Annotated in this window: 32 protein-coding genes, 1 tRNA gene and 1 riboswitch; of the genes, 8 read left to right on the plus strand and 25 right to left on the minus strand. The window is 69.9% G+C overall.

What is annotated here, in order from left to right; genetic code table 11:
• Nucleotides 1–7: 7 nt before the first annotated feature.
• From RWH43_RS00860 to RWH43_RS00875, 4 genes are all read right to left on the minus strand, one after another.
• Complete coding sequence (locus RWH43_RS00860) at nt 8–670, minus strand: hypothetical protein (protein ID WP_316000419.1); 663 nt, start codon at nt 668–670, stop codon at nt 8–10.
• Nucleotides 671–857: 187 nt separating this feature from the next.
• Entirely contained in the window at nt 858–1,766 is a 909-nt protein-coding gene (locus tag RWH43_RS00865; protein ID WP_316000420.1) for a hypothetical protein, read from the minus strand.
• On the minus strand, nt 1,733–2,092 hold the full coding sequence (locus tag RWH43_RS00870; protein WP_316000421.1) for a hypothetical protein: 360 nt from the start codon (nt 2,090–2,092) through the stop codon (nt 1,733–1,735). Before RWH43_RS00870 ends, RWH43_RS00865 begins: the two co-directional genes overlap by 34 nt.
• A 98-nt stretch (nt 2,093–2,190) precedes the next feature.
• A complete protein-coding gene (locus RWH43_RS00875; protein WP_316000422.1) occupies nt 2,191–2,535 on the minus strand; it encodes a hypothetical protein in 345 nt (114 codons plus the stop codon).
• 479 nt (nt 2,536–3,014) lie between these two features.
• On the opposite strand from RWH43_RS00875, the gene RWH43_RS00880 reads away from it, so the two are divergent.
• Complete coding sequence (locus RWH43_RS00880; protein ID WP_316000423.1) at nt 3,015–3,212, plus strand: hypothetical protein; 198 nt, start codon at nt 3,015–3,017, stop codon at nt 3,210–3,212.
• Nucleotides 3,213–3,670: 458 nt separating this feature from the next.
• On the opposite strand, the gene RWH43_RS00885 is transcribed toward RWH43_RS00880, so the two are convergent.
• The 3 genes from RWH43_RS00885 to RWH43_RS00895 form a co-directional block, all read right to left on the minus strand.
• Nucleotides 3,671–3,967 (minus strand): helix-turn-helix domain-containing protein, encoded by a 297-nt coding sequence (locus RWH43_RS00885; protein ID WP_316000424.1) that lies wholly within the window; start codon nt 3,965–3,967, stop codon nt 3,671–3,673.
• 312 nt (nt 3,968–4,279) lie between these two features.
• Nucleotides 4,280–4,819 carry a hypothetical protein gene (locus RWH43_RS00890; RefSeq protein WP_316000425.1) on the minus strand — a complete coding sequence of 180 codons (540 nt, stop codon included), beginning with the start codon at nt 4,817–4,819 and terminating at the stop codon, nt 4,280–4,282.
• Nucleotides 4,816–5,034 (minus strand): helix-turn-helix transcriptional regulator, encoded by a 219-nt coding sequence (locus tag RWH43_RS00895; RefSeq protein ID WP_316000426.1) that lies wholly within the window; start codon nt 5,032–5,034, stop codon nt 4,816–4,818. The genes RWH43_RS00890 and RWH43_RS00895 overlap by 4 nt, the downstream gene beginning before the upstream one ends.
• A 105-nt stretch (nt 5,035–5,139) precedes the next feature.
• On the opposite strand from RWH43_RS00895, the gene RWH43_RS00900 reads away from it, so the two are divergent.
• On the plus strand, nt 5,140–5,673 hold the full coding sequence (locus tag RWH43_RS00900; RefSeq protein WP_316000427.1) for a hypothetical protein: 534 nt from the start codon (nt 5,140–5,142) through the stop codon (nt 5,671–5,673).
• Nucleotides 5,666–6,820 carry a tyrosine-type recombinase/integrase gene (locus RWH43_RS00905; protein WP_316000428.1) on the plus strand — a complete coding sequence of 385 codons (1,155 nt, stop codon included), beginning with the start codon at nt 5,666–5,668 and terminating at the stop codon, nt 6,818–6,820. Before RWH43_RS00900 ends, RWH43_RS00905 begins: the two co-directional genes overlap by 8 nt.
• Before the next feature lie 46 nt (nt 6,821–6,866).
• On the opposite strand, the gene RWH43_RS00910 is transcribed toward RWH43_RS00905, so the two are convergent.
• The 8 genes from RWH43_RS00910 to RWH43_RS00945 all read right to left on the minus strand — a co-directional run bounded on the left by RWH43_RS00910 (nt 6,867) and on the right by RWH43_RS00945 (nt 10,925).
• A tRNA-Arg gene (locus RWH43_RS00910) sits at nt 6,867–6,942 on the minus strand.
• 91 nt (nt 6,943–7,033) lie between these two features.
• The gene (locus RWH43_RS00915) at nt 7,034–7,204 is read right to left on the minus strand and encodes a hypothetical protein (protein ID WP_186325384.1); all 171 of its coding nucleotides are present in this window, start codon (nt 7,202–7,204) and stop codon (nt 7,034–7,036) included.
• An 83-nt stretch (nt 7,205–7,287) separates the two neighbouring features.
• Nucleotides 7,288–7,737 carry a hypothetical protein gene (locus tag RWH43_RS00920; RefSeq protein WP_144828624.1) on the minus strand — a complete coding sequence of 150 codons (450 nt, stop codon included), beginning with the start codon at nt 7,735–7,737 and terminating at the stop codon, nt 7,288–7,290.
• Between the two features lie 65 nt (nt 7,738–7,802).
• Nucleotides 7,803–8,096 (minus strand): hypothetical protein, encoded by a 294-nt coding sequence (locus tag RWH43_RS00925; RefSeq protein WP_154095978.1) that lies wholly within the window; start codon nt 8,094–8,096, stop codon nt 7,803–7,805.
• Nucleotides 8,097–8,253: 157 nt separating this feature from the next.
• Entirely contained in the window at nt 8,254–9,423 is a 1,170-nt protein-coding gene (locus RWH43_RS00930; protein WP_144828629.1) for an RtcB family protein, read from the minus strand.
• A gap of 351 nt (nt 9,424–9,774) precedes the next feature.
• A complete protein-coding gene (locus RWH43_RS00935) occupies nt 9,775–10,128 on the minus strand; it encodes a hypothetical protein (RefSeq protein WP_186325385.1) in 354 nt (117 codons plus the stop codon).
• 69 nt (nt 10,129–10,197) lie between these two features.
• Entirely contained in the window at nt 10,198–10,335 is a 138-nt protein-coding gene (locus RWH43_RS00940; RefSeq protein WP_186325386.1) for a hypothetical protein, read from the minus strand.
• Nucleotides 10,336–10,373: 38 nt separating this feature from the next.
• The gene (locus RWH43_RS00945; RefSeq protein WP_144828634.1) at nt 10,374–10,925 is read right to left on the minus strand and encodes a MarR family winged helix-turn-helix transcriptional regulator; all 552 of its coding nucleotides are present in this window, start codon (nt 10,923–10,925) and stop codon (nt 10,374–10,376) included.
• 115 nt (nt 10,926–11,040) lie between these two features.
• Between RWH43_RS00945 and RWH43_RS00950 the strand changes: the two genes are divergently transcribed.
• From RWH43_RS00950 to RWH43_RS00960, 3 genes are all read left to right on the plus strand, one after another.
• The gene (locus RWH43_RS00950; RefSeq protein ID WP_144828637.1) at nt 11,041–11,421 is read left to right on the plus strand and encodes a DUF7882 family protein; all 381 of its coding nucleotides are present in this window, start codon (nt 11,041–11,043) and stop codon (nt 11,419–11,421) included.
• Nucleotide 11,422: 1 nt separating this feature from the next.
• Nucleotides 11,423–11,758 carry a hypothetical protein gene (locus RWH43_RS00955; RefSeq protein WP_144828640.1) on the plus strand — a complete coding sequence of 112 codons (336 nt, stop codon included), beginning with the start codon at nt 11,423–11,425 and terminating at the stop codon, nt 11,756–11,758.
• 190 nt (nt 11,759–11,948) lie between these two features.
• Nucleotides 11,949–12,089 carry a hypothetical protein gene (locus tag RWH43_RS00960; RefSeq protein ID WP_186325387.1) on the plus strand — a complete coding sequence of 47 codons (141 nt, stop codon included), beginning with the start codon at nt 11,949–11,951 and terminating at the stop codon, nt 12,087–12,089.
• Between the two features lie 16 nt (nt 12,090–12,105).
• Here the strand turns inward: RWH43_RS00960 and RWH43_RS00965 are convergent, their stop codons facing one another.
• The 5 genes from RWH43_RS00965 to RWH43_RS00985 form a co-directional block, all read right to left on the minus strand.
• Entirely contained in the window at nt 12,106–13,176 is a 1,071-nt protein-coding gene (locus RWH43_RS00965) for a spore photoproduct lyase family protein (RefSeq protein ID WP_316000429.1), read from the minus strand.
• A 9-nt stretch (nt 13,177–13,185) separates the two neighbouring features.
• Nucleotides 13,186–14,010: a DNA-formamidopyrimidine glycosylase family protein gene (locus RWH43_RS00970; RefSeq protein WP_230704346.1), complete on the minus strand. Its 825-nt coding sequence runs from the start codon at nt 14,008–14,010 to the stop codon at nt 13,186–13,188.
• Between the two features lie 2 nt (nt 14,011–14,012).
• Nucleotides 14,013–15,503, minus strand: coding sequence for a phytoene desaturase family protein (locus RWH43_RS00975; protein ID WP_316000430.1), 1,491 nt, complete (start codon nt 15,501–15,503; stop codon nt 14,013–14,015).
• A complete protein-coding gene (locus tag RWH43_RS00980; protein WP_154095984.1) occupies nt 15,500–16,003 on the minus strand; it encodes an SRPBCC family protein in 504 nt (167 codons plus the stop codon). The genes RWH43_RS00975 and RWH43_RS00980 overlap by 4 nt, the downstream gene beginning before the upstream one ends.
• Nucleotides 16,004–16,118: 115 nt before the next feature.
• Complete coding sequence (locus tag RWH43_RS00985) at nt 16,119–17,276, minus strand: sensor histidine kinase (RefSeq protein WP_230704343.1); 1,158 nt, start codon at nt 17,274–17,276, stop codon at nt 16,119–16,121.
• 129 nt (nt 17,277–17,405) lie between these two features.
• Between RWH43_RS00985 and RWH43_RS00990 the strand changes: the two genes are divergently transcribed.
• Nucleotides 17,406–17,717 carry a hypothetical protein gene (locus tag RWH43_RS00990; protein ID WP_316000431.1) on the plus strand — a complete coding sequence of 104 codons (312 nt, stop codon included), beginning with the start codon at nt 17,406–17,408 and terminating at the stop codon, nt 17,715–17,717.
• A gap of 67 nt (nt 17,718–17,784) precedes the next feature.
• On the opposite strand, the gene RWH43_RS00995 is transcribed toward RWH43_RS00990, so the two are convergent.
• The 5 genes from RWH43_RS00995 to RWH43_RS01015 form a co-directional block, all read right to left on the minus strand.
• A complete protein-coding gene (locus RWH43_RS00995) occupies nt 17,785–19,020 on the minus strand; it encodes a glycosyltransferase family protein (RefSeq protein WP_316000432.1) in 1,236 nt (411 codons plus the stop codon).
• 208 nt (nt 19,021–19,228) lie between these two features.
• Complete coding sequence (locus RWH43_RS01000; protein WP_316000433.1) at nt 19,229–19,552, minus strand: DMT family transporter; 324 nt, start codon at nt 19,550–19,552, stop codon at nt 19,229–19,231.
• Nucleotides 19,553–19,562: 10 nt separating this feature from the next.
• Nucleotides 19,563–19,628: riboswitch (guanidine-III (ykkC-III) riboswitch) on the minus strand.
• Between the two features lie 52 nt (nt 19,629–19,680).
• Complete coding sequence (locus RWH43_RS01005; RefSeq protein WP_186325388.1) at nt 19,681–20,541, minus strand: CPBP family intramembrane glutamic endopeptidase; 861 nt, start codon at nt 20,539–20,541, stop codon at nt 19,681–19,683.
• Nucleotides 20,538–21,263, minus strand: a complete 726-nt coding sequence (gene trmB, locus RWH43_RS01010; RefSeq protein ID WP_316000434.1) for a tRNA (guanosine(46)-N7)-methyltransferase TrmB — start codon at nt 21,261–21,263, stop codon at nt 20,538–20,540. The genes RWH43_RS01005 and trmB overlap by 4 nt, the downstream gene beginning before the upstream one ends.
• Nucleotides 21,264–21,322: 59 nt before the next feature.
• Nucleotides 21,323–22,156, minus strand: coding sequence for a DUF3097 domain-containing protein (locus RWH43_RS01015; protein WP_316000435.1), 834 nt, complete (start codon nt 22,154–22,156; stop codon nt 21,323–21,325).
• A gap of 123 nt (nt 22,157–22,279) precedes the next feature.
• On the opposite strand from RWH43_RS01015, the gene RWH43_RS01020 reads away from it, so the two are divergent.
• Entirely contained in the window at nt 22,280–24,388 is a 2,109-nt protein-coding gene (locus RWH43_RS01020) for a TPM domain-containing protein (RefSeq protein WP_316000436.1), read from the plus strand.
• The last annotated feature ends 48 nt before the right edge of the window (nt 24,389–24,436 follow it).

Genomic DNA, 24,436 nt, shown 5'->3' on the forward strand with positions numbered 1-24,436 from the left:
TTCGCGGCTATGCACTGCCCGAGACGATGACGAGCTCGTCGGACGTCGTGATGCCGAGCGTTCGGACGCCGGGTCCGGCGGCGACCTCGCGCAGGCCGAGCACGTCGATCCGGTCCGAGCCGACCGTGATCGCCTTCCCGCCCGCGAGCAGCGACGCGATCGAGTCGCCAACGGTGACGGCGGACGATCCTTTGCGGAGGCCGATCGCGGTGGTGTTGGAGTAGAGCTTGGATCCGTTCGAGAACAGGGCCGCGCCGCCGTCGACGGCCGGGTCGAGCACCATGGCATCGCCGACGTAGACCTTGCCGTCCTCGATGCGAACATCGCCGGCGGTGATCTTGCCCTCGACCTGCAGCTCGGACAGCAGCCGCGTGACGGCCTCGAGGGTGGTCGCCGCCAGCACCCGGAGAGTGTCGGTGATCTCGACGGGACCGTCCAGCAGCGCGGGGCCCGACCAGGAGAACGTCCCCTCACCCTCGAGCCGGCCCTCGACGTACGCGACGCCAACGACACGGAGGTTCGAGTCGGTGATGAGCAGCATGCTCTGGTCGTAGTACTCGGTGACGCCGCGTTCGACGGACAGTGACCGGTTGGGGTTCGCCTGCAGCAGCTGCTCGAGTGCCTCGATGCGCCTCAGCAGCGGGCTGTCATTCGGGTTGGTGATGGCCATGTGCCGGCCCTTTCGTGCTGGTATTCGTGAGTATGGGTGAGGGGCTGACCCCGCCCAGCGTCAGCCCCTCAGAAATGGGTGGTGAGCAAACCACGTGTGCGGTCGACCGATGCTCATCACCCGGACGGTCTCGCCAGCCCCAGACCGAGAAAGGGCGGCGGGCGGGCAGCGAGACCGAAGTCATAGGTCAGCGGGTCGTGCCGACCCGGCCGGACTCGAGACCCCGGCGGAGCGTCTCGCGCTGCGCCTCGGTCTGCTCCGCCGACGCCGCTGCGGCCGCGCGTAGACCCGCCTGGAAGTTCCGCTTCTGCCGTGCCTCGACCTTCGCTGACACCTCCGACGGGGTGTTCAGGCGGAGCCCTTCCCGTGCAACGGCGAGCCAGTCGACGTGGGTGCGGTACTCGTGGGTGACGTACTCCCCGTCGAGCGACCAGTTCTCGCCGGCCGCGAAACACACGGAGATGTTGGCGGCGTACTGGTGTTCGATCGCGTTTTGACGCGACGTGTTCAGGCGGCGGCTTGGAGCGAGTCCGAAGACGTCCGCGGTCAGGCGCCAGAACTCCGCGATCGGTTCCATCGCCGCGCCCGCATGACGCAGCGCCCGCCAGGCCTCGATCGCCTCGGCCGACCGGTTAATCACGTCATCCGATGTGGTGGCGAGAGTGAAGCCATGCTTCTGCGCAGCCACGGTCAGCGGCTTGGCGAACTCGTCGAACTGCGGGCGCAGCGCCTCCATCAGCCCGTCAAGGTCGGGCACGGCCGCCGAACGCACCTCGCGCAGCACCTGTGCCGTGAACTTCTCCACGCCGACGCCGAGGCCATCGGGGTCGAGGCCCATGCTCACGTGACGGCGGAGGGACACCTCGGCCACGAGCGGAGCGACGTCGTCGACGTCCATCTGCAGGAGGTCAGTCAGCGGCTTCTCGGTGGCGACCGCTTCGGCCGCGTCGATAAGCGCGAGACCTCGGGTGACGGCCGCGGGTGGCTCGAGGTCGAGGCCGCGGCACGCCTCCGCGAACTCGATCAGGCCCAGCTGCGTGACGGTCGGTACCGTGGCCATGGTCAGGCCGCCGGCTTCGAGAACAGACGACCCCACAGGGCGTCATCCGTCATGTTGACCGGCGCCGGAGTCGGGGCCGTGGCCTGACCGGTGACGCGGGCGTAGAGCGCGTCCTCAGCCGACTCTGCCGCGGCCGCAGGTCGGCCAGTGAGACGAGCATCGAGAGCAGCCATGAACTGTGCGTTCGTCGCGTCCTCGGGGAGGCCGAGGCGGTCAGTGAAGTCCTTGCGAGTGACGCTGGACGCCCCGCGGGCGGTGCGACCGCCGATACGGGCTGCGGCGACGGGCTGACCGTTCAGGCGGATGCTTGCGTCGAAGCGGGGGTCTTCGACCTCGATACCGAGGTAGGTGGAGTGGGACACGGATGCCTCCGGGTGTCTGTACGACTGCCGCGCCGGCCCCTGGCCTGTCGCGCGTTGCCCCCTGGGCTCCTGGCCGGTGAACGTCGGCCCCTGGCCCGTCACGTCTCCGCCTGCATCCACTGTAACGCCGTCGACCCCGGCCGCCACGGAGCCTCCGTGCGCGGCGCGGCGAGATGCGGTCGCTCATCGAGCAACACCTCCACGAGCGCGTCGACCCGCGCCCAGTCGATCGAGCCGCGAGCGTTGACGACCTGGCCCATCCCGACGATGAGGTCGAAGTCGCGCGGGTCGGCCAAGCGATCGCACAGAGCGACAGTGAGCAAGAGCCGGTTCGCGCTCTCGAGCAGTGCCCGGGTCGTGGCGTGCCGGCCCTGCTCCTCTCGCAGCTCACGACGCCGCCGTGCCGCCTCGGACGCGAGCGACTCATCCGACCGCGCGCTCATGACTCCGCCTCCCGTCCGAGGCGCGCGAGCCGTCGACGCTCGCACGCTGCGTTGTGCCGAGCTCGGAAAGCGGCATCCGAGTGATACCGGCGACGGTGCCGCTCGTTGTCCGCCGCCTTCGTCTCCGGCCGCTGATCCCGGTTCCGATACCGGCAGGTATCCGAGCAGAACCGCCGCTGCGGCGTCGACGTCGCCGGCATCGCCCCGCCGCACTCTTCGCACGCGCGCGTCATCGCGCCTCACCCCCATCTCGACCCCAAATCGAAGCTGATTCAGGTGCAGTTTCGGGGGGAGTTGTCACACCCTCCGACACCCCCGCGATCCCAGTCAGGAAGCGGGAACGCGCACCCCTCGCGCGTGTGACCCCCCGGTGGGTAAAAACCGCCGTCACACCCGGGGGGAGGGGAACACCCCTCGGTGGTGGTCCGTTCCCACGGTCGGGACGCTGGATTTTCGGTGGGGAGGGGATGATGTGGAGCATGCTTCCTGCTCTCATCGGTCTGGCGTTCGCGCTGTGGATCAGCTTGGTGCTCATGCTCACCGGTGCGGTTCGTTCGGCTCGGTCGCGAGGCGTGGCGCGCGGGCGACTGTTCGATCGCGTGGCGTTGCCGTGGACGATCGCGGGTCTCGCGCTCCTGGTTGTCGTCGTTGTGGGGTGTGTGCTCGTCTTCGCCTGAGTCGCTGTTCGCGCGCACCGTGGCTGGGCTGGGCGTCCCCGCGGGTTACATCCATCTCGGCGACTGTCGGCCAGCGACGACAGGTGAGTGTGCTCCTGCTCGTCATCCCCAGCCAGCGCCCGCGGGAGCGGGCAAGATCGCGAGCACGCGGTTATGTGATGTCCGCGATGCTGCCGTGCTCTCAGCGTGACGTTGGGCTGAGCCTCCTCGCCGGAGGGGCATCGCCCGGCAAGCCGGCCGATCGTGGCGATGAGCATCATGGATGGTCCCTTCGAACACACAAGCGAGCGGAGCGAGCGGGTAGGCGCCGGGAGGCGCCGGGAGGCGCCGGGAGGCGCCGCCACAGTCCGGCAGAGCCGCGAACGTGAGTGCTTATTACTTCGTGGCCACTGGGTGGCCCATAACGGTTCGGGCGATACGGCATACCCAGTGGCCCATAACCGCGGCCACCGTATGGGCTACCCAGTGGCCCATAACCCGACCGCCGACGAGATCCGATACCGTGCCGACTTGCGAGGTCCACCGGGCTCAACGACCTCGATGACGCCGGAGTCGACGAGAGCGGTGAGGGCTTTGCGGACGCCCGACCGTTCCATGCCTGACTCCTCCGCGATCGTCTGCTGCGCGGGGAAGCTAAGGCCCGTCGCGTCGGCGTGGTCGACGAGGACGACGAGAACGAGCGACTGGCCGGGCGTGAGCCCGAGGCGGGTGAGTCGGCGGCTGCGGAACAGCCACCGCACTGAGGGACGGACCACACGCTCACACCTCCGCAGGATTGGCCGTGGGCGACTCTGTGCGGCTCGTCGGTACGTCCTCAGACCAGGTGCGGGGTAGCGAGAGCTTCCCGCGCGGGGTACGCCACCCATTCGACCGAGCAACAGGCCACTCGAGCATGACCACCGTGCACGGTGCGCACGGAGCGTGGATCGACGAGAACCCGCCCGACCCTTCCTGGGCGCCCCATGCGAGTTGTGCGGCGCAGCGCGAGCACAAGCCCGCGCGTTCGGCGAGCCGGCACACCTGCTGCCACGCCTCGGCTTGGCCCTGCGTCTCCGATTTCGGGGCGGTCATGCGCCGACCGTCTTGATCTGACGGAGGCGAGCCACCGATCGCGAGAGCGACAACAGCACGCCCTCAGCCTCGACGAGTGTCATGCCCTCGTGCGGTTCGGAGATGTTGACCTCGAGGCCGTACTCGATCCACTCGCCGACGTCCTTGCCGGGGTTGAGGTGCGCGTGCCGCCGGCTGACGATTACCGTCACGAACGCCGAGATGACCGTCTCTCCGTAGCCCGAGGTGAACGTGACCCCCGCTTCGCCGAGGCCCTGGTAGCTGACGGTGGTCTTGCTCGCCCACCACGGGGTGAGCTGCTGGGGCCAAGTGGGGGCGTGGTATTCGTGCTCTGCGTGTCCGCGCTCGATGACGGTGTCGACGATCGGCGTCCCGCACGAGCACTCGGATGCGACTGCCTTCGCAGCCCACTCGCGCACCATCTGGCGCGCGTCGTCGGTTTCAGGGATGATGTGCATGATCGTTCCTCTCCAGGGGTCCTGGTCTTCGCCCTCGGATGCCGCTGCAACGGCGCCGGGGGCTTTCTTCGTGGTCACCGCGACACCGCGGCGGTGCTCGTGCGCTCGGATGCTTCGAGCCACGCAATTACGTCCGACTCCCGATAGACGACGGTTCGGGGTGTGGGCTTGAGGAATTTGGGCCCCTTGCCGTGCTCGGCTGCACCGATGAACCTCAGCTGGGCGAGGTGCCCTACGGATAGGAATGGCCACCTGTCGTGGACCTGGTGCGGGGTGAGATACGTCTCGGTCATGGTTCATGCCTTTCGGTCTTATGGTCCTGCGTCACTGGTGCATAATTGAACCACGTCACAGGACCATAATGCAAGCATGACGGGTCACCGTAATAGGCTTCACTCATGACATGGGTCTGGAAACCTCTCGCTTACAGCGGCGGCCGCGTACACACGGAGCCTGATCTCGTCGTATGGCGAGAGGTGACTGCGGTCGGCGAAGACCCCCTCGATGGCTCAACGATCCGGCTCGAGGTTCGGTATGGCGAAAAGCTCGGGCGCTACTACATCGCCGGTTTCGCGCTCGGGAACCACGGCGAATCGAACGAAGTGACGGGGGCCCGCCTCCGAGACATGCCGATCCTGGCTCACCTCAGAGACGCTCTCGACGGATACGCGGAGGTCACGCTGTCGGCCGGCGACTTGTTCGATCCGCTACAGGTGTCCGCGGCGAGATCTGAGATCGTCGACGGTGGACCTTCGTCGCGGGAGGCCATGCTCGCAACAGCTCGTGTCTACCGCTACGCCCAGATCCTCAATCTGTCTCCGGCTTTCGCCGTACAGAATGCCCTCGGACTCACGGCGCCGACTGCGACTCTCTGGATCCGGCGCGCGCGGTCTCAGGGCTTGCTCGGCACTTATGGTCAGGCCGATGGGTAGCGTCTACGCCTACGAGACGAAGGCTGGCAAGAAGCTCTACCGGATCGTCTACCGGCGCCCTGATCACTCTCAGACCCAGGAGCGCGGCTTCGCTCGGAAGGCGGATGCAGAGCGCCGGCTGCGCGAGGTCGAGACATCGAAAGACCGGGGCGAATACATCGACCCGTCGTCGGCATCCGCGACGGTGGGTTACCTAGGCGAAATTTGGCTCCGAGACCGTGAGGGCGTGCTGAAACCGTCTAGCTACCTGCCCCTAGTCTCCGCCTGGCAAACGCACGTCGAACCACGATGGGGGACTCGCACCGTCGGCAGCATCCGGCACAGCGAGGTACAGACGTGGATCTCCGAGCTTGCCAGCACTACAACCGGCAGAGCCAAGGGTGACGCACCCGCGCGCACGGCGAGCTCGACGACCGTCAGGCGTGCCCATGGCGTCTTAGCCGGCATCCTCGACGTCGCCGTCCGCGATCGCCGTCTTGCGCGCAACGTGGCCCGTGACGTCGACCTCCCAGCGAAGGGCTCCACGAAGCCGCGCGTTTACCTGTCGCACCAGCAGGTACAGCAGCTCGTCGACGCCACTCGCCCGCAGCACGCCACCCTCGTCCTCTTCCTGGCCTACACGGGCCTCAGATGGGGCGAGGCGACTGCACTACGGGTGCGGCACGTAGAGGCGCTCAGACGGCGCGTGAAGGTCGAGGAGAACGCCGTCCTAGTCGCGGGCCTCGTCCACGTCGGCACTCCGAAGACGCACCGCTCGAGGTCGGTCCCCTACCCCGAGTTCCTCGCGCTGCCGATTGCGAAGCTCGCCGAAGGCAAGAGTCGCGACGATCTGCTGTTCGGAGACGGGAAGATCCACGTGAAGCTCCCCGCGTCCCGCAACGGGTGGTTCACCGGCGCCGTAGCTCGAGCGCGCGACGCAGACCGGACATTCCCGAGGATCACCCCGCACGACCTGCGCCACACGGCCGCCTCCCTAGCCGTGCAGGCCGGCGCACACGTGAAAGCCGTGCAGAGAATGCTCGGTCACGCGTCCGCAGCGATGACGCTCGACACCTACGCGGACCTGTTCGACGACGATCTGGACGCGGTCGCGGCCGCTCTCGATCAGGCCCGCCGCTCAGCGAATGTTGCCACCCTGTTGCCATGAAGAAAGGGACCGCGGGTCTGAATGACCCGCGATCCCTTGTCTCGCCTGGTGCCCCCGACAGGAATCGAACCTGCGACCTTTGGTACCGGAAACCAACGCTCTATCCCCTGAGCTACGGAGGCGGACCGGTCAAGGCTATCACCGCGCCCGGCGCCACCCCGACGCGGATCGGTGCCGCGGGGCGCGCGATCGCACCACCCCGCGGCATCCGGATCACTCGTCGCCGATGACGCCGATGCCGGTGGCCTGGTGGTCGGCGTTGGGGTCGTCCTTCGACGGCGCCTTGGCCTCTTCGTCGACGTCGTTCTCCTGGCTGGGCTTGACCGTGTCGTCGTCGCCGAGGTCGGCGGCGTCGTCGGGGGTGGAGTTCTGCTGGTCGCTCATGCGGGTCCCTTCGTCGCGTGGACCTCCAGCCTCGCAACCGCGACCCGGCGGAGGCACCGGCTTGACCGCGACCGCCGCCGGCTCTAGCGGCCGAAGAGTCCCCGCACGCGTCGACCGATGGCCTGCGTGAGGATGACCTGCCGGCCGTTCACGTCGACCGTGAGCGTGGAGCCGGCCAGGCCCCGGCCGCGCACCGGCTCGGCGTCACCGCGCACGTAGGCCTCGGCGACGTCGACGTACACCGCGAGCAACTGCGCGCTCTGGTCCTTCGACGAGTTCGCATCGACGATCTGCACGCGATGGCCGGTGTCGGTCTCGACCGAGAACCAGCGCGACCCGGGGGTCGACACCAGCGCCCACCTGTCACCGCGAGCGAACCGCGCCCACGCGGCGCCGTCGCGCAGCTCGGTCGTCACCGCCAGATCGGCCTGCGCGAGCGCGAGCACCTCGAGCATGGCCAGCGCCTCGGCGGCAGTGACGTAGTCGCCGCGGTCGGCGCTCAGCCCACCCCACTCGAACCGGCGTTCGCTCATGCCGTCGCCTCCTCGCCGCACGCTCTCGACAGAGCGTAACCCCGCTCGAGACGGCCGGCGTCGACTCAGGCGGGCCGCAGGCTGTCGTCGGGGTGCAGGCTGCGCAACGGCACGGAGCCGTCGACGATCGCCTGCAGAGCTCGCGGACTGACCTCGAGCTCGGCCGAGATGGTCTCGATCGCGGCTCCCGACGACACGGCTTCGCGCAGGGCCGTCTCGGCCTCGCGGGACGCGGCGTCGACCTCCCCCGCCGAGCTAAGGACGAACGCCGACAGGCGTTCCCTCGCGAGACGGATCCACGCGCGCTGTCGTTCTCGCCGGTCGGCGACCTGCTGTGGTGACACGGACTCAGGTGACATGGTTCGCACTCCAGGGGGGAAGTGACGGCCCGCGCGGCTTCGCAAGCTCCCTTCCATGCTCACCGACCGAGGACGCTCCCGCATCCTCCGGAAGAACGACATTCGGAGGATCGCAGACGGATGCCACGGGCGCTCGCTCGCGCCCGTGGCATCCGGTTCAGTCGCCCTTCACGTTGACGATCTGCCGCAGCACGTGTCGCACGCTCACCAGGTCGGCGGCGTCGGCCATGACCCGGTCGATCGGCTTGTAGGCCTGCGGGATCTCGTCGAGGAAGGCGTCGGTGTCGCGGTACTCGATGCCGCGCATCGCCTCACGCAGCTGCTCGTGCGTGAAGGTCTTTCGCGCGGCCGACCGGGAGTACTCCCGGCCCGCCCCGTGCGGCGACGAGTTGAGCGACACCGGGTCGCCCCTCCCCTCCACCACGTACGACGCGGTGCCCATCGACCCCGGGATCAGGCCCGGCCGACCTTCGTCGGCCATGATCGCGCCCTTGCGCGAGACCCACACCCGCTTGCCGAAGTGCATCTCGGACTCGGTGAAGTTGTGGTGGCAGTTGATCCGCTCGCGCTCTTCGACAGGGGTGTCGAGGAACCGACCGAGCTGGTTCGCGACGCGGTCCATCATCTCTTCGCGGTTGAGCAGCGCGAAGTGCTGGGCCCACCGCAGTTCGCGGATGTACCGCGAGAACTCCGGCGTGCCCTCGACCAGGTACGCGAGGTCGGGATGCGGCAGCTCGATCCACCACTGCCTCGCCAGGCGCTGCGCGACACCGATGTGGTGCTTCGCGATGCGGTTGCCGATGCCCCGCGACCCGGAGTGCAGGAACATCCACACGTCGTCGTTCTCGTCGAGCGAGATCTCGATGAAGTGGTTGCCGCTGCCGAGCGACCCCAGCTGGTGACGCCAGTGCCCCGCGTACGACGCCGGATCGAACTCGGCCTTCTCGGCGCGGTCTTCGAGCTCGGCGATGCGCGGTTCGGCGGTCGCGACGATCTTGCGGTTGTCGCGGCCGGCCGACAGCGGGATGGCGCGCTCGATCTGCTGACGCAGCTCGGACAGGTCGCGTCCGTCGAGGTCGGCGGCGGTGAACTGCGTCTTGACGGCGATCATGCCGCAGCCGATGTCGACGCCGACGGCGGCCGGCATGATCGCCCCGAGCGTGGGGATGACCGAGCCGACCGTCGCGCCGAGGCCGAGGTGGGCGTCGGGCATGAGGGCGATGTGGGGGTGGATGAACGGCATCCGCGACGAGGTGCGGGCCTGTTCGACGGTCTTGTCGTCGATCAGGCTCGCCCACGACACGAGTCGTTCGGTGAGCTTCTGCATGGTTCCTTTCCTTCGTGCGTTGACGTCGTGCGGGTGTCCCGTAGACGTCGCGGGAGCGGCCTCGGATCGAGACGCCTCCCCTACGAGGGAAAGAGAAAAGCCCCGACCTGACGGTGCGGGGCGTGAGCAAAAGAGCTCTAGACGACCGGCGCCGGAGGGTACGACGAGAGAGGGAACGACTTGTTCGTTCCCTGCTGCTCCTGACGCAGATCGCGCATGGCGGTCATCGTCTCGTCCTCTCGGCCTTCCGTGCCGGCGGCACGGACTTGCGAACATAACGGATGCCTCCGCGGCGGGCAAGCATCAATTCGTTGCTCACCCGCGCGGCGGCGGAAATCACCCGGTGCGTGCTCAGGCCTGCGTGGGCTGATCGAAGTCCCAGTCGATGGGCTCGTCGTCGGCGTGAGGATCGGGGTCGACGGCGCGCAGGTGCGGTCGGGGGAACAGCCGGTGCTCCTTCAGCTCCTTCGCGGCGTGCGAGAAGTCGGGCTGCTCGTCATCCCACTCGAGGGGTGCCGACAAGACGTCGTTGCCGACGCCGATCACGAGCTCAGCCTGTGCGACCTTCTTGTCGTCGGTCACGATCGGAATGCTCACGGCCTCGGCCTGGCCCTCCTTGGCGACCGCCGCGGTCAGCTCGACCAGTGACGCCGCGACGTCGTCGGTGGTGATCACGGTCTCGCCGGCATAAGTCACGCATCGCATGCTGCAACACTGCGGCCTCGCGCCCCGCACCGCCGGTGGGTTGCCTCGCGACTCCCCGTGCAGTACGGCTCAGTCGCGACGCTGCGTCGTGCGGAACATGGCCTCGTCGAGCTCGAACCACACCGCCCGCACGGTGTCGAACTCGCCGAAGGGTGCGGGCTGCGGGTCACTGAGGGAGAGGCGGTAACCGCGGGGCAGATCATCCACGTGCTGTCCGTCGCGCGGGCCGCCGACGAGCACATAGATCACGGCGAATCGACCGCCGGGGTCTCGACCGCGACGCCGTCGACGGCGTCGCTCATGCGCTGCAGGAACGCCACGACCGCTGCGGACTCGTCGGGCGTCATGTCGATGACGGCGGCGAGCATGCGGTCGTGCATGTTGCCGAGCGTCTGTCGCACCTCGGCGTGAGCGCGCGGGGTGGCCTGGATGAAGATGCTGCGGCGGTCGTCGGGGTTGTTCGACCGCGTGATGTGACCCGACCGCTCGAGACGGTCGAGGATCGCCGTGGTCGATGCCGTGGAGAGCCCGAGATACCTCGTCAGCTCCCCCGGCCGCACCCGCCGCGTGGAGTCGCGAAGCAGGTAGCGCAGCACGAGCAATTCGTTCTCGCCCATCGACATGGAGTCGCGGGTACGACGACGCATCGCCACCTCGGCGGCGCGATAGATGCGCAAAGCCTCGAGCACCGCTTTGCTGCGGTGTCGTCGATCGCTCGGCTCGTCTCCGTACCAGTAGGTGACCTCGTCGGTTCCCGTGGGCGTGAGTCCGCGGGACGTGGTTTCGACGTCTGTCATGACACACTCCTCCCCGCTCTTCCCGGAACTGTACACCCGAAATAATAGTTAGACAAACTAGTTACTAATCGAGTATGTTCTAAACACAGCTAATCGCTTCCGAAGGGAGTTCCCCATGGGCCACCTGTACTACGGCACCGCAACCGAGTCGATCCAGATCCCGGACCGCCTGCTGTCCCACCTCAAGGTCGTCGTCACGACCAAGCTCCGCCGCAGCGAGAGCTTCACCCTCAGCTGGACGCACGTCGACGGCACCCCCGGCCGCTCCACCCTCTGGCTCCAGCCGGCGATCCCGATGCGCTTCGTCTTCGACAGCGCCGAGCCGGAGACCCTCAACGCCACCGTGCTGAAGAACATGGCCGACATGGCCAACTCCTCCGCCGGCCTGGTGGTCGACCTCCGCGTCGACATCCCCACCAGCGAGGCGTCGCCTCGTGTCAACCCCACGCGAACGACGGCACCTGCGCGTCGCCGCTCGCTGTCTGTGGCGGCCTGAGATGACCACGGCATCCATCCCCTCCACCCTCGGCGCCGCTCGCGTGCTCTGGGCCAACGTCGACACCGGATTCTGGGTCGCCCACCGCGGCGGCGAGTACTTCGGTTGCGTCGACGCCGTTTCGGGCGGGTATGTCTCGCGCGACGCGCACGGCATTCCGATCGGGCGCTACGACGCCCTGAGCGCCGCGAAGGCTTCGCTGCGCACCACCTCCCACCCCGCGAACACCGCCCGTCGACACCGCTTCGAGCGTGCGAGCGTGTTGACGGCGACCGCGGTCGGCGGCACCGCCCTGGCCTTCGCCCTGACCGCCGGCGCCCTCGCGCCGCTGCTGTGATCGCGATGGGCGACATTGACCTGCGCGACGACGCCGACGACTTCGAGGAGGCGGCGACCGCCGACTTCCGCGAGCGCTACGGCGTCACCCCGCTCTGACCCCCGACGTGTCCGAAGAGGCGCGTCGACCCCCTTGTCACCCGGGCGCCCGCGTGCGAGCGTCGCCGATACGTCGAACGCGAGGAGAAGCGATGACCACCCACGACAAGAGCACGCCCGACCACGATTCCGCCGGCGCGGGCAGCGAATCGCCCGAAGAGGGCGCGGCCGCCCAGCACGACGCCGACGAAGCGGCGACGACCGAGGGCTCGCCCGCCGGCGACATCAGCTGACCGCCGCAACGCGTCGTCAGAAGGCGTAGCGCACCCGGCAGTACGGCAGCTTGCGCGCCACCAGCTCCGTCAGCGCGGCGACGCTCTGCGCCTTCAGCGGGTGGCGATAACGCACGTTCGTCGCGCCGTTCTGCGACACCTTCTCTTCTTGGACCTCGGGCGTCCACAGCAGGTCTTCGCCCTTCGGGTGCCACCCGAGGTTGACCTCGTGAAGCGCCTCGTTGTGCGTGAGGAAGATGATCTCGCACGCGAGTTGCGCCTTGGCGCGCGCGTGCAGCGCCGCGTCGAGCTCGTCGAACAGTTGCTCCCAGTCGGCGAGCCAGGTGGGCGTGAGGATGACGGGCGAGAAGTTGACGTGCACCTCGAAGCCCGCGTCGACGAAGTCGTTGATCGCGGCGATGCGCTCAGACATCGGCGTGGTCCGCAGGTCGGTGACGCGGGCCGTGCCGGCCGGCATGAGCGAGAACCGCACGCGGGTGCGACCCGCGGGATCCCACGCGAGAAGATCGCGATTGACGAACTTCGTCGCGAACGACACCTTCGCCGTCGGCATCATGCGGAACAGGTCGCACACGTCGCGGACGTTCTCGCTGATCATCGCGTCGACCGAGCAATCGCCGTTCTCGCCGATGTCGTACACCCACGCGTCGGGGTCGCACTGGTTCGGCTGGGTCTTGGCCCCGCGCGCCGCCACATGGCGCGCGAGGTGGCGCGAGATCTGCTCGACGTTGGCGAACACCGTGATGGGGTTGCTGTAGCCCTTGCGTCGCGGAACGTAGCAATAGCTGCAGGCCATCGCGCACCCGTTCGAGAGCGACGGCGCGATGAAGTCCGCCGAGCGGCCGTTCACCCGCGTGACGACGCTCTTCTTGACCCCGAGCACGAGCGCCTCGGTCTTGATGCGCACCCACCGGGCGACGTTGGTCTCGTCGCCGTGCACCTCGGGGATCTGCCAGTGCGAGGTGATCGGCACGATGTCGGCCTCGGGCCAGCGTGCCACGATCTCGCGCCCGCGTTCGAGCTCGAGAGCGGCGTCTTCGGCGTAGATGCGGGTGACCCGCAACAGGTTCTCGCGTTCGACGGCCATGGTTCCGTTCTACCCGGAACCTCCGACATCGGGCCCCTCGGGCATCGGCTGGCACCGCGGACACCACCACGTGCGACGCTGCTCGGGATCGTTCGCCACCTCATCGCGCACGCGCACGCGCGTGCCGCAGCGCAGGCAGGGCCGCCCGGCTCGACCGGCCACCCAGTGCGACGCTCCCTTGCGCGCGTTCCCCGTGGTCACCTGATACATCCCGGGCACCGTCGCCGAGACGCGCAGGCACCGCGCCGCCAGCTCCACGAGCGCGTCGAGGTCGGTCGCCCCGATGGGTGCGAAGGGGTGGATGCCGCGGAGGAAGGCGAGCTCGTTCACCCACAGGTTGCCGAGGCCGGCGATCAGCGACTGGTCGAGCAGCGCCGCGACGAAGGGCCGCGAGGGGTGCACCGAGAGGCGCCGCACGGCTTCGGCGGCGTCCCAGTCGTCGCGCAGCGGATCCGGGCCGAGGAAGCCGACGACGTCGACCTCGCGGGCCGTGGGCACGAGGTCGACCACGGGGAGATCGAGGCCCCACACCTCGCGCCCGTCGTCGAGGCGGAACCGCACGCGCGCCTTCTCGCGCACGGCGGTCGGCAGCGTCCGGCCCGCGCGGGTGATCGTCCAGCTCCCCTGCATCCGCAGGTGGGTGTGCAGCGTCGACCCGTCGTCGAACCGCGTCAGCAGGTGCTTCCCGTGGGTGTCGTGGCTCCGGATGCCGAGACCCGCCAGGCTCCTGCCCGCAGCGTTGCCCGAGCGGAGCTCGCCGTCGGCGATGCGCACTCCCCGGGTGGCGGCGTCGAGTCGTCGCCGCAGCCGGAAGACGCTGTCGCCCTCGGGCACGGCTACGACGCCGAGGAGGCCGCCGCGTGCAGCTGGTCGTCGCGGGGAGCGAGGTCGGGTCGCAGGCGCGTGCCGAACTCGTGGCGCAGAGCGCTCAACGCCGCGTGCCATCCGGCCAGACCGTGAACGCCGGGCCCGGGACTGGTCGACGACGAGCACAGGTAGACGCCCTTCATCGGGGTACGCCACGGGTCGGGGCTGTAGACGGGACGCCCGAGCAACTGCGTGAGGTTCGGAGCGCCGGCCGAGATGTCACCGCCGGGGAAGTTGGGGTTCCACGCCTGGATGTCGGTCGCGGTGCGCGACGAAGACGCCAGCACCGTGTCGCGGAAGCCGGGGGCGAAGCGCTCGATCTGGCGAACGACCGCCTCTTCCCGATCGGCCGGGCTGCCCGACGGCACGTGCGTATAGGCCCAGAGCACGTGCTTGCCCTCCGGCGCCCGGGTGGGGTCGAACAGCGTGGGCTGGGCGGCCAGCACGTAGGGCGCGTCGGGCAGTTCGCCGCGGGCGACGGCGTTCTCGGCCGCCGCGATCTCGGCGCGCGTGCCGCCGATGTGGATCGTCCCCGCGCGGGCGACGTCGGGGTGGGCCCACGGCACCGCATCCGAGAGGGCGAAGTCGACCTTGGCCACGCCGCCGCCGTAGCGGAAGCGCTCCAACTGACGGCGGTACAGCTCCGGCATCCGCTCCCCCGCCATCGTCACCAGTGCACGCGGAGTGGTGTCGAGCAGCACCGCGCGCGAGGGCGGGAGTTCGTCGAGCGCGGTGACCTCGACACCGGCGTGCAGCACTCCGCCGTGCGCGCGGATGTCGGCGACCATGGCATCCGCAATCGACTGACTGCCGCCCACGGGGATCGGCCAGCCTCGTCCGTGCCCGTACGTCGCGAGCACCAGGCCGGCCCCACCCGCGGCGAGACTCGGCTGGTGCAGGATCGTGTGCGCCGAGACGCCGGTGATCATGCTGGGCACGACGTCGTCGCGGAACCTCGCGTTCCACCACGGACCGCCCTGCTCGAGCGCGCGCAGGCCGAAGAACACGGCCGCGAGAGGGTCGCCCGGAATGCGCAGCAGCGCATTGCCCGTGAAGTCGGCGACCCCGCGGAGGTGCTCGACCAGAGGGCGCATGAGGCGTTCGTACGCGGGGCCGTCGACGCCCAGCCCGTCGGCCGCGCGGGCCAGGTCGCGGTAGGCGAGGCCTGCGCGCCCGCCGTCGAGCGGGTGCGCGTACGACACCTCGGGCACGATCAAGGGCACGCGGCGCTCGAGTCCGAACTCGCGGAAGAACCACGACTCCAGGGCCAGCGGGTGCACCGCCGAGCCGACGTCGTGGCGGAATCCGGGGAGGGTGAGCTCGGCCGTGGAGGCCGCTCCCCCGAAGGTCTCGGCCCGCTCGTACACGGCGACCGACAGGCCCGCCCGGGCGAGGGTGACCGCCGCAGCCAACCCGTTGGGGCCCGACCCGACGATGACGGCGTCGTAACTCTCGCTCATCGCTGGATCAACTCCCTCTCGGCGGTGGATGCGAAGCCCGCCGCCGCAGAGCCGCCCGAGGTTCCGGGCGCCCCGCCCTCGGCGAGGTAGGCGAGCCGGTGCAGCGTCTCGGCGTTGCGGTAGCGCGTGATCGCGTCGAACACGGTGTCGGGCAGAAGTTTCGTCGGGCCGGTCACCGGCTCCTCCTGGATGCGGACGACGCACGCGTCACCCCGTGCCTTCACGTCGATCGCGACGCGGGCGATGCCGATCGGTCCGCCGTGCGGCTCGAGGACCGCGCGGCGCGGCGGGTCCCACTCGCGCATCACCGTCGTGTCGTTCACCACGAGGGGCCATGACCCGAACGAGTGATGCAGGGTCGCCCCTTCGGCGGGCCACTGCTCCGAGACGTCGCGCATGCGAGAGGTGCCGACCACCCACAGCGGGTACAGCCAGCCGTTCGCCAAGACGCGGAACACGTCGTCGGGCGTGCAGCGCAGGAGGCGCACATTGCGGGCCATGGGTCGCTCCTCCTCGTCGGCGGGGGCGGGCTCGCGCCCGGCACGGCCTACGCTACGGCTCCGTCCGCACTCGTGGCACGGAGGTTGCGCCCCGGCGCGTCGCGGGATAACGGACTCAGGCGGCAGCGGGCAGCACGAACCACGCGCGCGTGCCACCGGCGGGAGACTCGTCGAGGCCGATCGAGCCGCGATGCGCCTCGACGATGCGCCGGCACGTCGCCAGACCGATGCCGATGCCCTGCACCTCGGCCCCGTGACCGCGCTGCATCGGTTCGAACACCCGCTCGCGCTGGTCTTCGGAGACCGCGTCGCCGTTGTCGTCGACGTTCACGCGCCAGCCGTCGGGAAGGGTCTCGACGCTGATCACGATGCGCGGGACCCGGTCGGCGGCGACGGTGAACTTCACGGCATTGGCGATGAGGTTCTGCAGCAGCACGCGCAGCAGGGTGTCGTCGGCGCGGACCTGGGTCGACGTGTCGACCGTCACCTCGGCCCCGGCGCTCACGACGACGCCGTCGAGGTCTTCGAGCACGGCGTCGACCGTCTCGGCGACGTCGACCTGGGTGATGTGCGGTCGCGCCCCGCCCATCCGCGCGAAGTCGAGGAGGTCGGTGACCATCGACGTCATGCGGCCGGCGGCGGCCTCCGCGCGCGCGAGCGACTGCGCCGCACGCGGGGCGTCGACCATCTCGGGGCTGTCGGCGGCGAGCTCGAGGAAGCCGGCCAGGGCCGTCAGCGGGTTGCGCAGGTCGTGACTGATCTGCACCGCGAAGTGCTCGAGCTGCTCGTTCGACTCGATGAGATCGCGCTGCGCCCGCCGCAGTTCGAGCACGTCGATCACCTGGTGGGCGAGCAGATCGAGGGCCCGACTACTGGCATCCGACAGCTCTCCGACCTCGGTGTCGAAGACGCACAGCGTGCCGATGGCCACCCCGGCCGGAGTGATGAGCGGGCTCGAGGCGTAGAAGCGCGTGAACGCGATCTCGCCGGTGACGAAGGCGTTCTGGGCGAAGCGGGCATCGAGGCGGGCATCGGGGACGACAACGCGACCGGGGGTGCTGATGACGGCCGCGCACATCGAGTCTTCCCGCGCGCACGACGCGGCCTGGATGCCGACGGCCGCGACCTGGTGCTGCATGCGGTCGTCGATGATGTTGATGACCGCCGTCGGCACTCCGCACACGGTGGCGGCGAGCTCGACGAGACCCTGCAGGTCGGGTTCGGAGGGTTCGCCGACGAGGCGGTACTGCGCGATCGCCTCACGCCTGCTCACATCGTGTGCCGTGGACACGTCGTTCCCCCGATCTGGTTCCCGGGAAAGCCTACTGGTCGGCGGTTACACCGCGGCCGTCCGAAGCGAAAGGGGCTCGCGCCATCGTCTCGCAGCGCCGAGAGTCGGGGCATGAGCACTCCGTCCTTCCCCCAGACCCCGTCCGAGCCCACACCGCCGAACCCGTCGGAGCCGCTCGCCCCGACGCCGTCGGAACCGACCGTCCCTTCCCCGGCCGAGCCGAATCCGGCACCGAGCGCGGGGACGTCGTCACCGGATGCCGTGGCCTCGGCGGGCCGCGACGGCGGAGCAACCGATGACTCCGAACCCGGCGCTTTCGCCACCGACGACGCCGACGCCGTGGGATCGGCCGAGATGGACGCCGACAACGCCGTGGAGCAGGACATGATCGACGCGGTGGACCCGGGCGGGCGCCCCGACTGACCGACCGTCGACGTGGAAAAGGGCGGTGCCTTCCGGCACCGCCCTTTTTCGTCCGTTCAGATGAGGATCACGGGTTGCCGCGGGTCCACAGCAGCAGGATCGCGACAGCCTGCAGCACGAGGCATCCGACCAGGATGGCCGTGCGGCGGCGCGGCGTCGACGACCACCGCTCGTCGCCCAGCAGCGGCGCCATCGGCATGAGGAGTCGGAACGTGCTCTGCTGCGGCAGGAACACCGCGAAGATGTAGACGCCGTAGCTGAAGCCGTAGGTCACGACCATCAGGCCGAGCTTGCGCACCGGCCGCGACCACATGAGCGCCGCGAACGCGACGAGCAGAGCGATCACGAGAACGATGCCCACGAAGCCGAGGTGCGTTCCCGCCTGGCGGAACCACGGCGTGAACGGCGTGAACTCGTCGTTGCCGACGTAGTCGAGCCACCAGCCGAGCTCGGTGCGGATGTAGGCGTTGTGGGTCCCCGTGACGTACTGCGCGATGTGGTTCCACGACAGGCCCGCCACGGCGATCACGAGGCCCGACGCCATGAGCGAGGCCCACTCGCGCAGCGGGAACGGGTCGACCTTGCGGCGGAAGAAGCGCACGAGGAAGACGATGCCCAGCGCGAGCCCCAGGGCGAGCACGCCCGGCCGCGTGTACGCGGTGACGAGCCCGATCGGCAGGATCCACAGGTAACGCCGCTTGATGGCGAGCAGCATGCCCGCGAACATCAGCAGCATGAACAGGCCCTCGCTGTACCCGATGACGAAGAGGAACGACATCGGGGCGAAGGAGAAGAACACCAGCGCCCACCAGGCGGCCTGCGGCTTGGTGACCGTGCGCATCAGCACGAACAGTAGCCAGGTGGCGCCGAGGCTCGCGCCCAGGCTCATCATCACCGACACCGGCTGCCACCCGAGACCGGTGGCCCCGGAGATCACGCGGATCATGGTCGGCCAGACGGGGAGGAACGCCCAGTTGTTCGGGAGGATGTCGCCCGAGACGTTCATGGGCAGCGACATCGGGTAGCCCTGAGCGGCGATCTGACCGTAGCGGTCGGCGTCCCACCCGGTGAGGTAGTCCCAGAAGGTGCCGAGGCGCTCGCTGTCGGGCCCGAAGCCCCAGCGCGCGGCCTTGGCGATCGAGTAGAAGCCCCACAGCATGCCGAAGTTGACGACGCGGGCGATGGCCCAGAGGATCAGGACCTTCGTGAAGGCACCGCGCTCGACCGGGACGACGCCCTCGGGCTTGCGCATGACGTCGCGCCCGTACTGGACGAGGGCACGACCGAGGCGCGAATCGCGCACGCGATCAAGGCGGCGCTGTCGCCCGATGACGGGTGACGGGCGGGTCGCGGGGGCAAGCTCGCTCGGCGGTGCGCTCACTCGGAACCTTTCACAGGGGAAGACATGGGCGAGTGACGACGGTGTCTGGCCCGGACAAGTGCAATTGGGTCGGATCGTACCGGATGAAACCGAACGTTCCCTCCGGTTGACTTTCGGCGAAATGGCCTGATCAGTGGGTGTCGCCCACGAGTTTCAGGCCGATCACGCACCCCACCAGACCGAGCACGAGCAGCACCTTCACCACCGAGACCGCCTCCGTGCCGCCGATCATCGCCACCGCGACGGTGAGGGCTGCACCGATGCCGACCCAGACCGCGTACGCGGTGCCGGTCGGGATCTCGCGCATCGCGAGGGCGAGGCCGCCCATGGATGCGACGAGGGCGACGCCGAAGATTACGCTCGGCCAGAGCTTGGTGAAGCCCTCGGAACGCCCGAGGGCGGTGGCCCAGACGGCCTCGAGGATTCCGGACAGGATCAGGACGATCCACGACATGACGGTGCTCCTTGGCCAGTCTTGTCGCAGTCCGGGTACTGATCCGTCGTCCGGGGACGCGGGTCGGCGTCCGTCTTCCAGGGTAGCGAACCGACCTGGGCAGGACCCGGGCACCGCGGCATCCGGGATCAGATGAGGAAGATCGATGCCGAATCCGGGTTGTGCGCGTGCACGAGGACTCCGAAGACGACCGCGTCGAACAGCAGGTGCACGGTCACCACGTACCAGAGCGAGCGGGTCTTCAAGAAGAGGAAGCCCTGCACGATCGCGAACGGGATCGTCAGCAGCGGGCCCCACGCCTGGTAGCCGAGCTCCCACAGGAACGACACGAACACGACCGCCTGCAGCAGGTTGGCGGTGAGGTCGGGGAAGTGCCGGCGCAACAGGACGAAGACCGTGCAGATGAAGAAGAGCTCGTCCCAGATGCCCACCGCGCCGACACCGACGAACAGGCGCGCGATGAGGTCACCCGTGACCACCTCGGGCCAGTTGCGGTAGACGCCCGAGGTGATGAAGTAGAACGGCAGGATCAGATAGCCGAGCACGATCACTCCGCCGAGCCACGCCCACTGCCACCAGGTCCAGCGGCCTCCCCCGCGCCAGGGGAAACGGATCGCGTAGTCGCGGTAGACGAAGCGCGAGACCACGTACGGCACGACGACGGCCCCGCCGAGGGCGAGGGTGAAACGCACGAACGCGGGGTTGTCGAGCTCGGCGTGCAGCGGGATCAGGCTGACGATGAACTGCCCGATCGCGATGAGCGATACATCGCGGGCGATGCTCGGCTCCTCGCCGCGCGCGAGGGCGACGCCGCCCAGGCGGTCGACGAGCACGGCGGATGCCACGGCGAGGGCGAGCAGGATCCACCCGAGCCACACGATCTGCACGACGAAGAGCGCGGGGGCGGCGAGGCACACCGCGAGCGCCGGGATCAGCTTGGGCGTCCACGTGGAACGCTCGCGGACCGGCACCGCGGTGTGCGCGGTCACGGCGAAACCCGCGTGTAGGTGAGGTCGCGGATGTCGCGGCCGACGCGCAGACCCTTCTGCTCGAAGGCGGTGAGCACGCGCCCCTCGAACCGCTCGGCCCACTCCCCGTCGAACGCCCGCTCGAAACCGGGGGCGTCGTCGAGCACGTCGCGCATCTGGTCGGCGTAGTCCTGCCAGTCGGTCGCGAGGCGCACGCGACCGCCGGGGCGGATCGCCTGCGCGGCGATGCGCGCGAAGTCGGGGGCGACGAGACGGCGCTTGGTGTGCTTGTTCTTGTGCCACGGGTCGGGGAAGAACACCCACAGCTCGTCGACGGATGCCGCGGGCAGCAGGTGCTCGAGCGCCTCCGGCGCGTTGGCCTCGACGAGGCGGAGGTTCTCCACGCCCTCGCGGTCGGCGTCGAGCATGGTGCGGGCCAGCCCCGCGGTGAACACCTCGACGGCGAGGAAGTCGGTGTCGGGGTGAGCGGCGGCGGCCGAAACTATCTGGTGGCCCTGGCCGGAACCGATCTCGACGACCAGGCGGGCCGTGCGGCCGTAGACGGCGGCGGGGTCGACGGCGGTGCCCGGCTTGACGCTGGTCTCGGCGGCTGCGCGCTCGACCGGCAGCAGGTAGAACGGCGAGAGCTCGGCCCAGGCGCGATCCTGCGCCTCCGACATGCGGCCGCTGCGCCGCACGAACGACACCGGCTTGTCGCGGAAGACAGGCGCGGCGGTGTCCATGCCGTCCAGGCTAGAGGGACGGTCGCCGGGAATGTGCCGAACGGGCACCTTGCGGCCGCTCACGGGACGGTCACGAAGTCGATGAGTTCCTCGACGCGGCCGAGCAGGGCCGGCTCGAGGTCGCGGAAAGTGATGACCTTCGACAGGATGTGCTGCCACGCGCGGGCGGTGTCTGCCTGCTCCTCGGCGGGCCAGCCCAGGGCGCGGCAGACGCCCACCTTCCACTCGATGCCGCGCGGCACCTCGGGCCACGCGGCGATGCCGAGGGCGCGGGGGGTGACGCACTGCCACACGTCGACGAAGGGGTGTCCGACGATGCGCACGTGCGCGCCGTGGCGGCCGCGGGCGATCTTCTCGGCGATGCGCGACTCCTTGGAGTTCGGCACGAGGTGGTCGACGAGTACGCCGTACCGGCGCTCGGCGGTGGGCGGCTCGGCGTCGAGCTTCTCTTCGAGCAGGTCGACGCCCTCGAGGAACTCCACGACCACGCCCTCGGCGCGCAGGTCGGCGCCCCACACCTTCTCGACGAGTTCGGCGTCGTGCTTGCCCTCGACGAAGATGCGGCTCGCGCGGGCGGTGCGCGCGCGCTGGTCGGCCGCCGCGAACGAGCCGGAGGCCGTGCGCGTGCGCCCCTTCGGCGCGGCCGCGGGAGCCTTCAACACCACGGGCTTGCCGTCGACGAGGAAGCCCCCGCCGAGCGGGAACAGCCGGCGCTTGCCGAAGCGGTCTTCGAGCTCGACGTTCATGCCGTCGATGCGGGTCACCGCCCCGACGAAGTCACTGCCGGCGACCTCGACGACGAGATCGGCGGATGTCGCGACCTCGGCGGGCGTGATGCGTCCGGCGTCGCGCCACCCGCGGGCGAGCACGTCGGTGCCGTAACGGTCGTCCATGGTGTACCTCCGAGCGTTCGAGCCTAGGCGGCGCCCGCGTGCGCTGACAGCGGACGCGCCGCTCCTTCCCCGGTGTCGGCGGTCGTTTGTAGGGTGGAACCTCCGGCCGCCGAAGGGGGATGCATGCGAAAGCCGATGCTGGCTCGTGCGATCTGCGTCGTGATGCTCGCGCTCATCGGCGTGGTCGCGGCGCCGCTGAGCGCCTCGGCCGTGCCGCCGCCGTCGCTGGGCTCGAGCTTCGTGCTCGACGACGTGAACGCGCTCACCGACGCCCAAGAAGCAGAGGTGCAGGCGAAACTGCTCGCCCTGTCCGACCAGACGGGTCTCGACATGTGGGTCGTCTACGTCGATTCGTTCACCAATCCCACCAGCGCGGCCGACTGGGCGAACGAGGCCGCCAACCGCAACAACCTCGGCCCCCACCAGTACCTCCTGGCGATCGCGATCCAGGGCGACACCTTCGAGTACTACCTCTCCGGCGACGTCGACGGCGGGGACCTCTCCGCCGACCAGCTCGCCTCGATCGAGCAGGACCGCGTGCAACCGGCTCTCGAGGCCGGCGACGACGCCGGTGCCGCGATCGCCGCAGCCGACGGCATCCGCACCGCCCACGCCCACGCCGGGGGCAACAAGCCCGCTCCGCCGCCGACCCCCGCGACCCAGAGCGGCCCGGCCATCGTCCCCGTCGTGCTGGTCGGCGTGCTGCTGCTCGCCATCGCGGGCGGTCTCATCTTCTTCGCGGTGCGACGACGTCGCGCCGCCGCACAGGGCGGATCGACCGCTGCCCCGGCCGAGAGCGTCGACGAGCTGCGCCGCCGCGCCGGATCGGCCCTCGTCGCCACCGACGACGCGGTCAAGACGAGCGAGCAAGAGCTCGGATTCGCCCGCGCGCAGTTCGGCGACGAGGCCGCGGCGCCCTTCATCGAGGTGCTCGCCCAGGCCAAGGCCGATCTCGACCGGGCCTTCTCAATTCAGCAGCAGCTCGACGACAGCACCCCCGAGACCCCCGAGCAGCAGCGCGCGGGCTACGCCGAGATCCTGCGCCTGTGCACCTCGGCCGACGAGGCCCTCGACGCCAAGGCCGCGGCCTTCGACGAGCTGCGCGCCCTCGAGGCCGACGCCCCCGCCGCCCTGGCTGCGGCACGCGAGCGACGCACCGCCGCCGAGCAGGCCCTGACCGCCGCCGACGCCGAGAGCACGCGGCTCGCGACCCTCTTCACCGCCGAGGCGCTCGCGTCCATCGCCGACAACCCCGCGCAGGCGCGGGCGCGGCTCGCCCTGGCGACCGAGCAGGAGGCCGCAGCCGATGCCGCCCTCACCGCCGGGCGCACGGGCGAGGCTGCGGTGGCGATCCGCGCCGCCCAAGCGGCGGTCGCTCAGGCCGAGACCCTCGAACGCGCGATCACGACGCTCGGCACCGACCTCGCCGAGGCCCAGCAGACCGCGGCGTCCCTTCGGGCCGAGGTCGAGGGCGACCTCGCCGCCGCGGCGGCGCTCCCCGACACCGACGGTCGCATCGCCCAGGCCATCGCCTCCACGCGGGCCCAACTCGACGCCGCGCGTGCCGCCGCGAGCGGTACTCGCACCGACCCCCTCCGCGCCGTGCAGGCCCTGCAGCAAGCGAACGGCACCATCGACGCGGTACTCGACGCCGCTCGCGACGAGGCCGAACGCCGTCGCCGCGCCGAGGCGCAGCTCGAGGCCACGCTGACGCAGGCGCGTGCCCAGGTGCGCGCCACCGAGGACTTCATCGCCGCGCGCCGCGGTGCCATCGGACCGACCGCCCGCACGCGCCTGGCCGAGGCGGGCGCGGCGCTCGTGCAGGCCGAGCAGATGCGACAGACCGACCCCGTCACGGCATTGACCGCCGCGCAGCGCGCCGCGCAGTTGGCGGGCGACGCGAGCTCGCTCGCCCAGAACGACGTCGGTGCCTTCGGCGGTTCGGGGGGCTTCGGCGGAGGTGGCGGCGGAGGCGATCTGATGGGCGCCATCCTCGGCGGCATCGCCGTCAACTCGGTGCTGGGCGGCGGACGCCGCGGCGGCTTCGGCGGAGGAGGCCTGGGCAGCGTGCTCGGCGGACTGGGCGGAGGCCTCTCCGGCTCGGGGCGCTCGAGCGGCGGCGGCTTCGGCGGAGGGTTCTCCGGCGGCGGTCGCTCCCGCAGCGGCGGGGGCGGCGGGTTCTCCGGCGGAGGCCGCAATCGCGTCGGGGGCGGACGAGGAGGACGCCGCTGATCCACCCCCTCGCGGAGCATCGCCCGATCACAGAGAATTCGTAGCAAC

The organism is Microbacterium algihabitans (assembly GCF_032464975.1).
Lineage (GTDB): Bacteria > Actinomycetota > Actinomycetes > Actinomycetales > Microbacteriaceae > Microbacterium > Microbacterium algihabitans.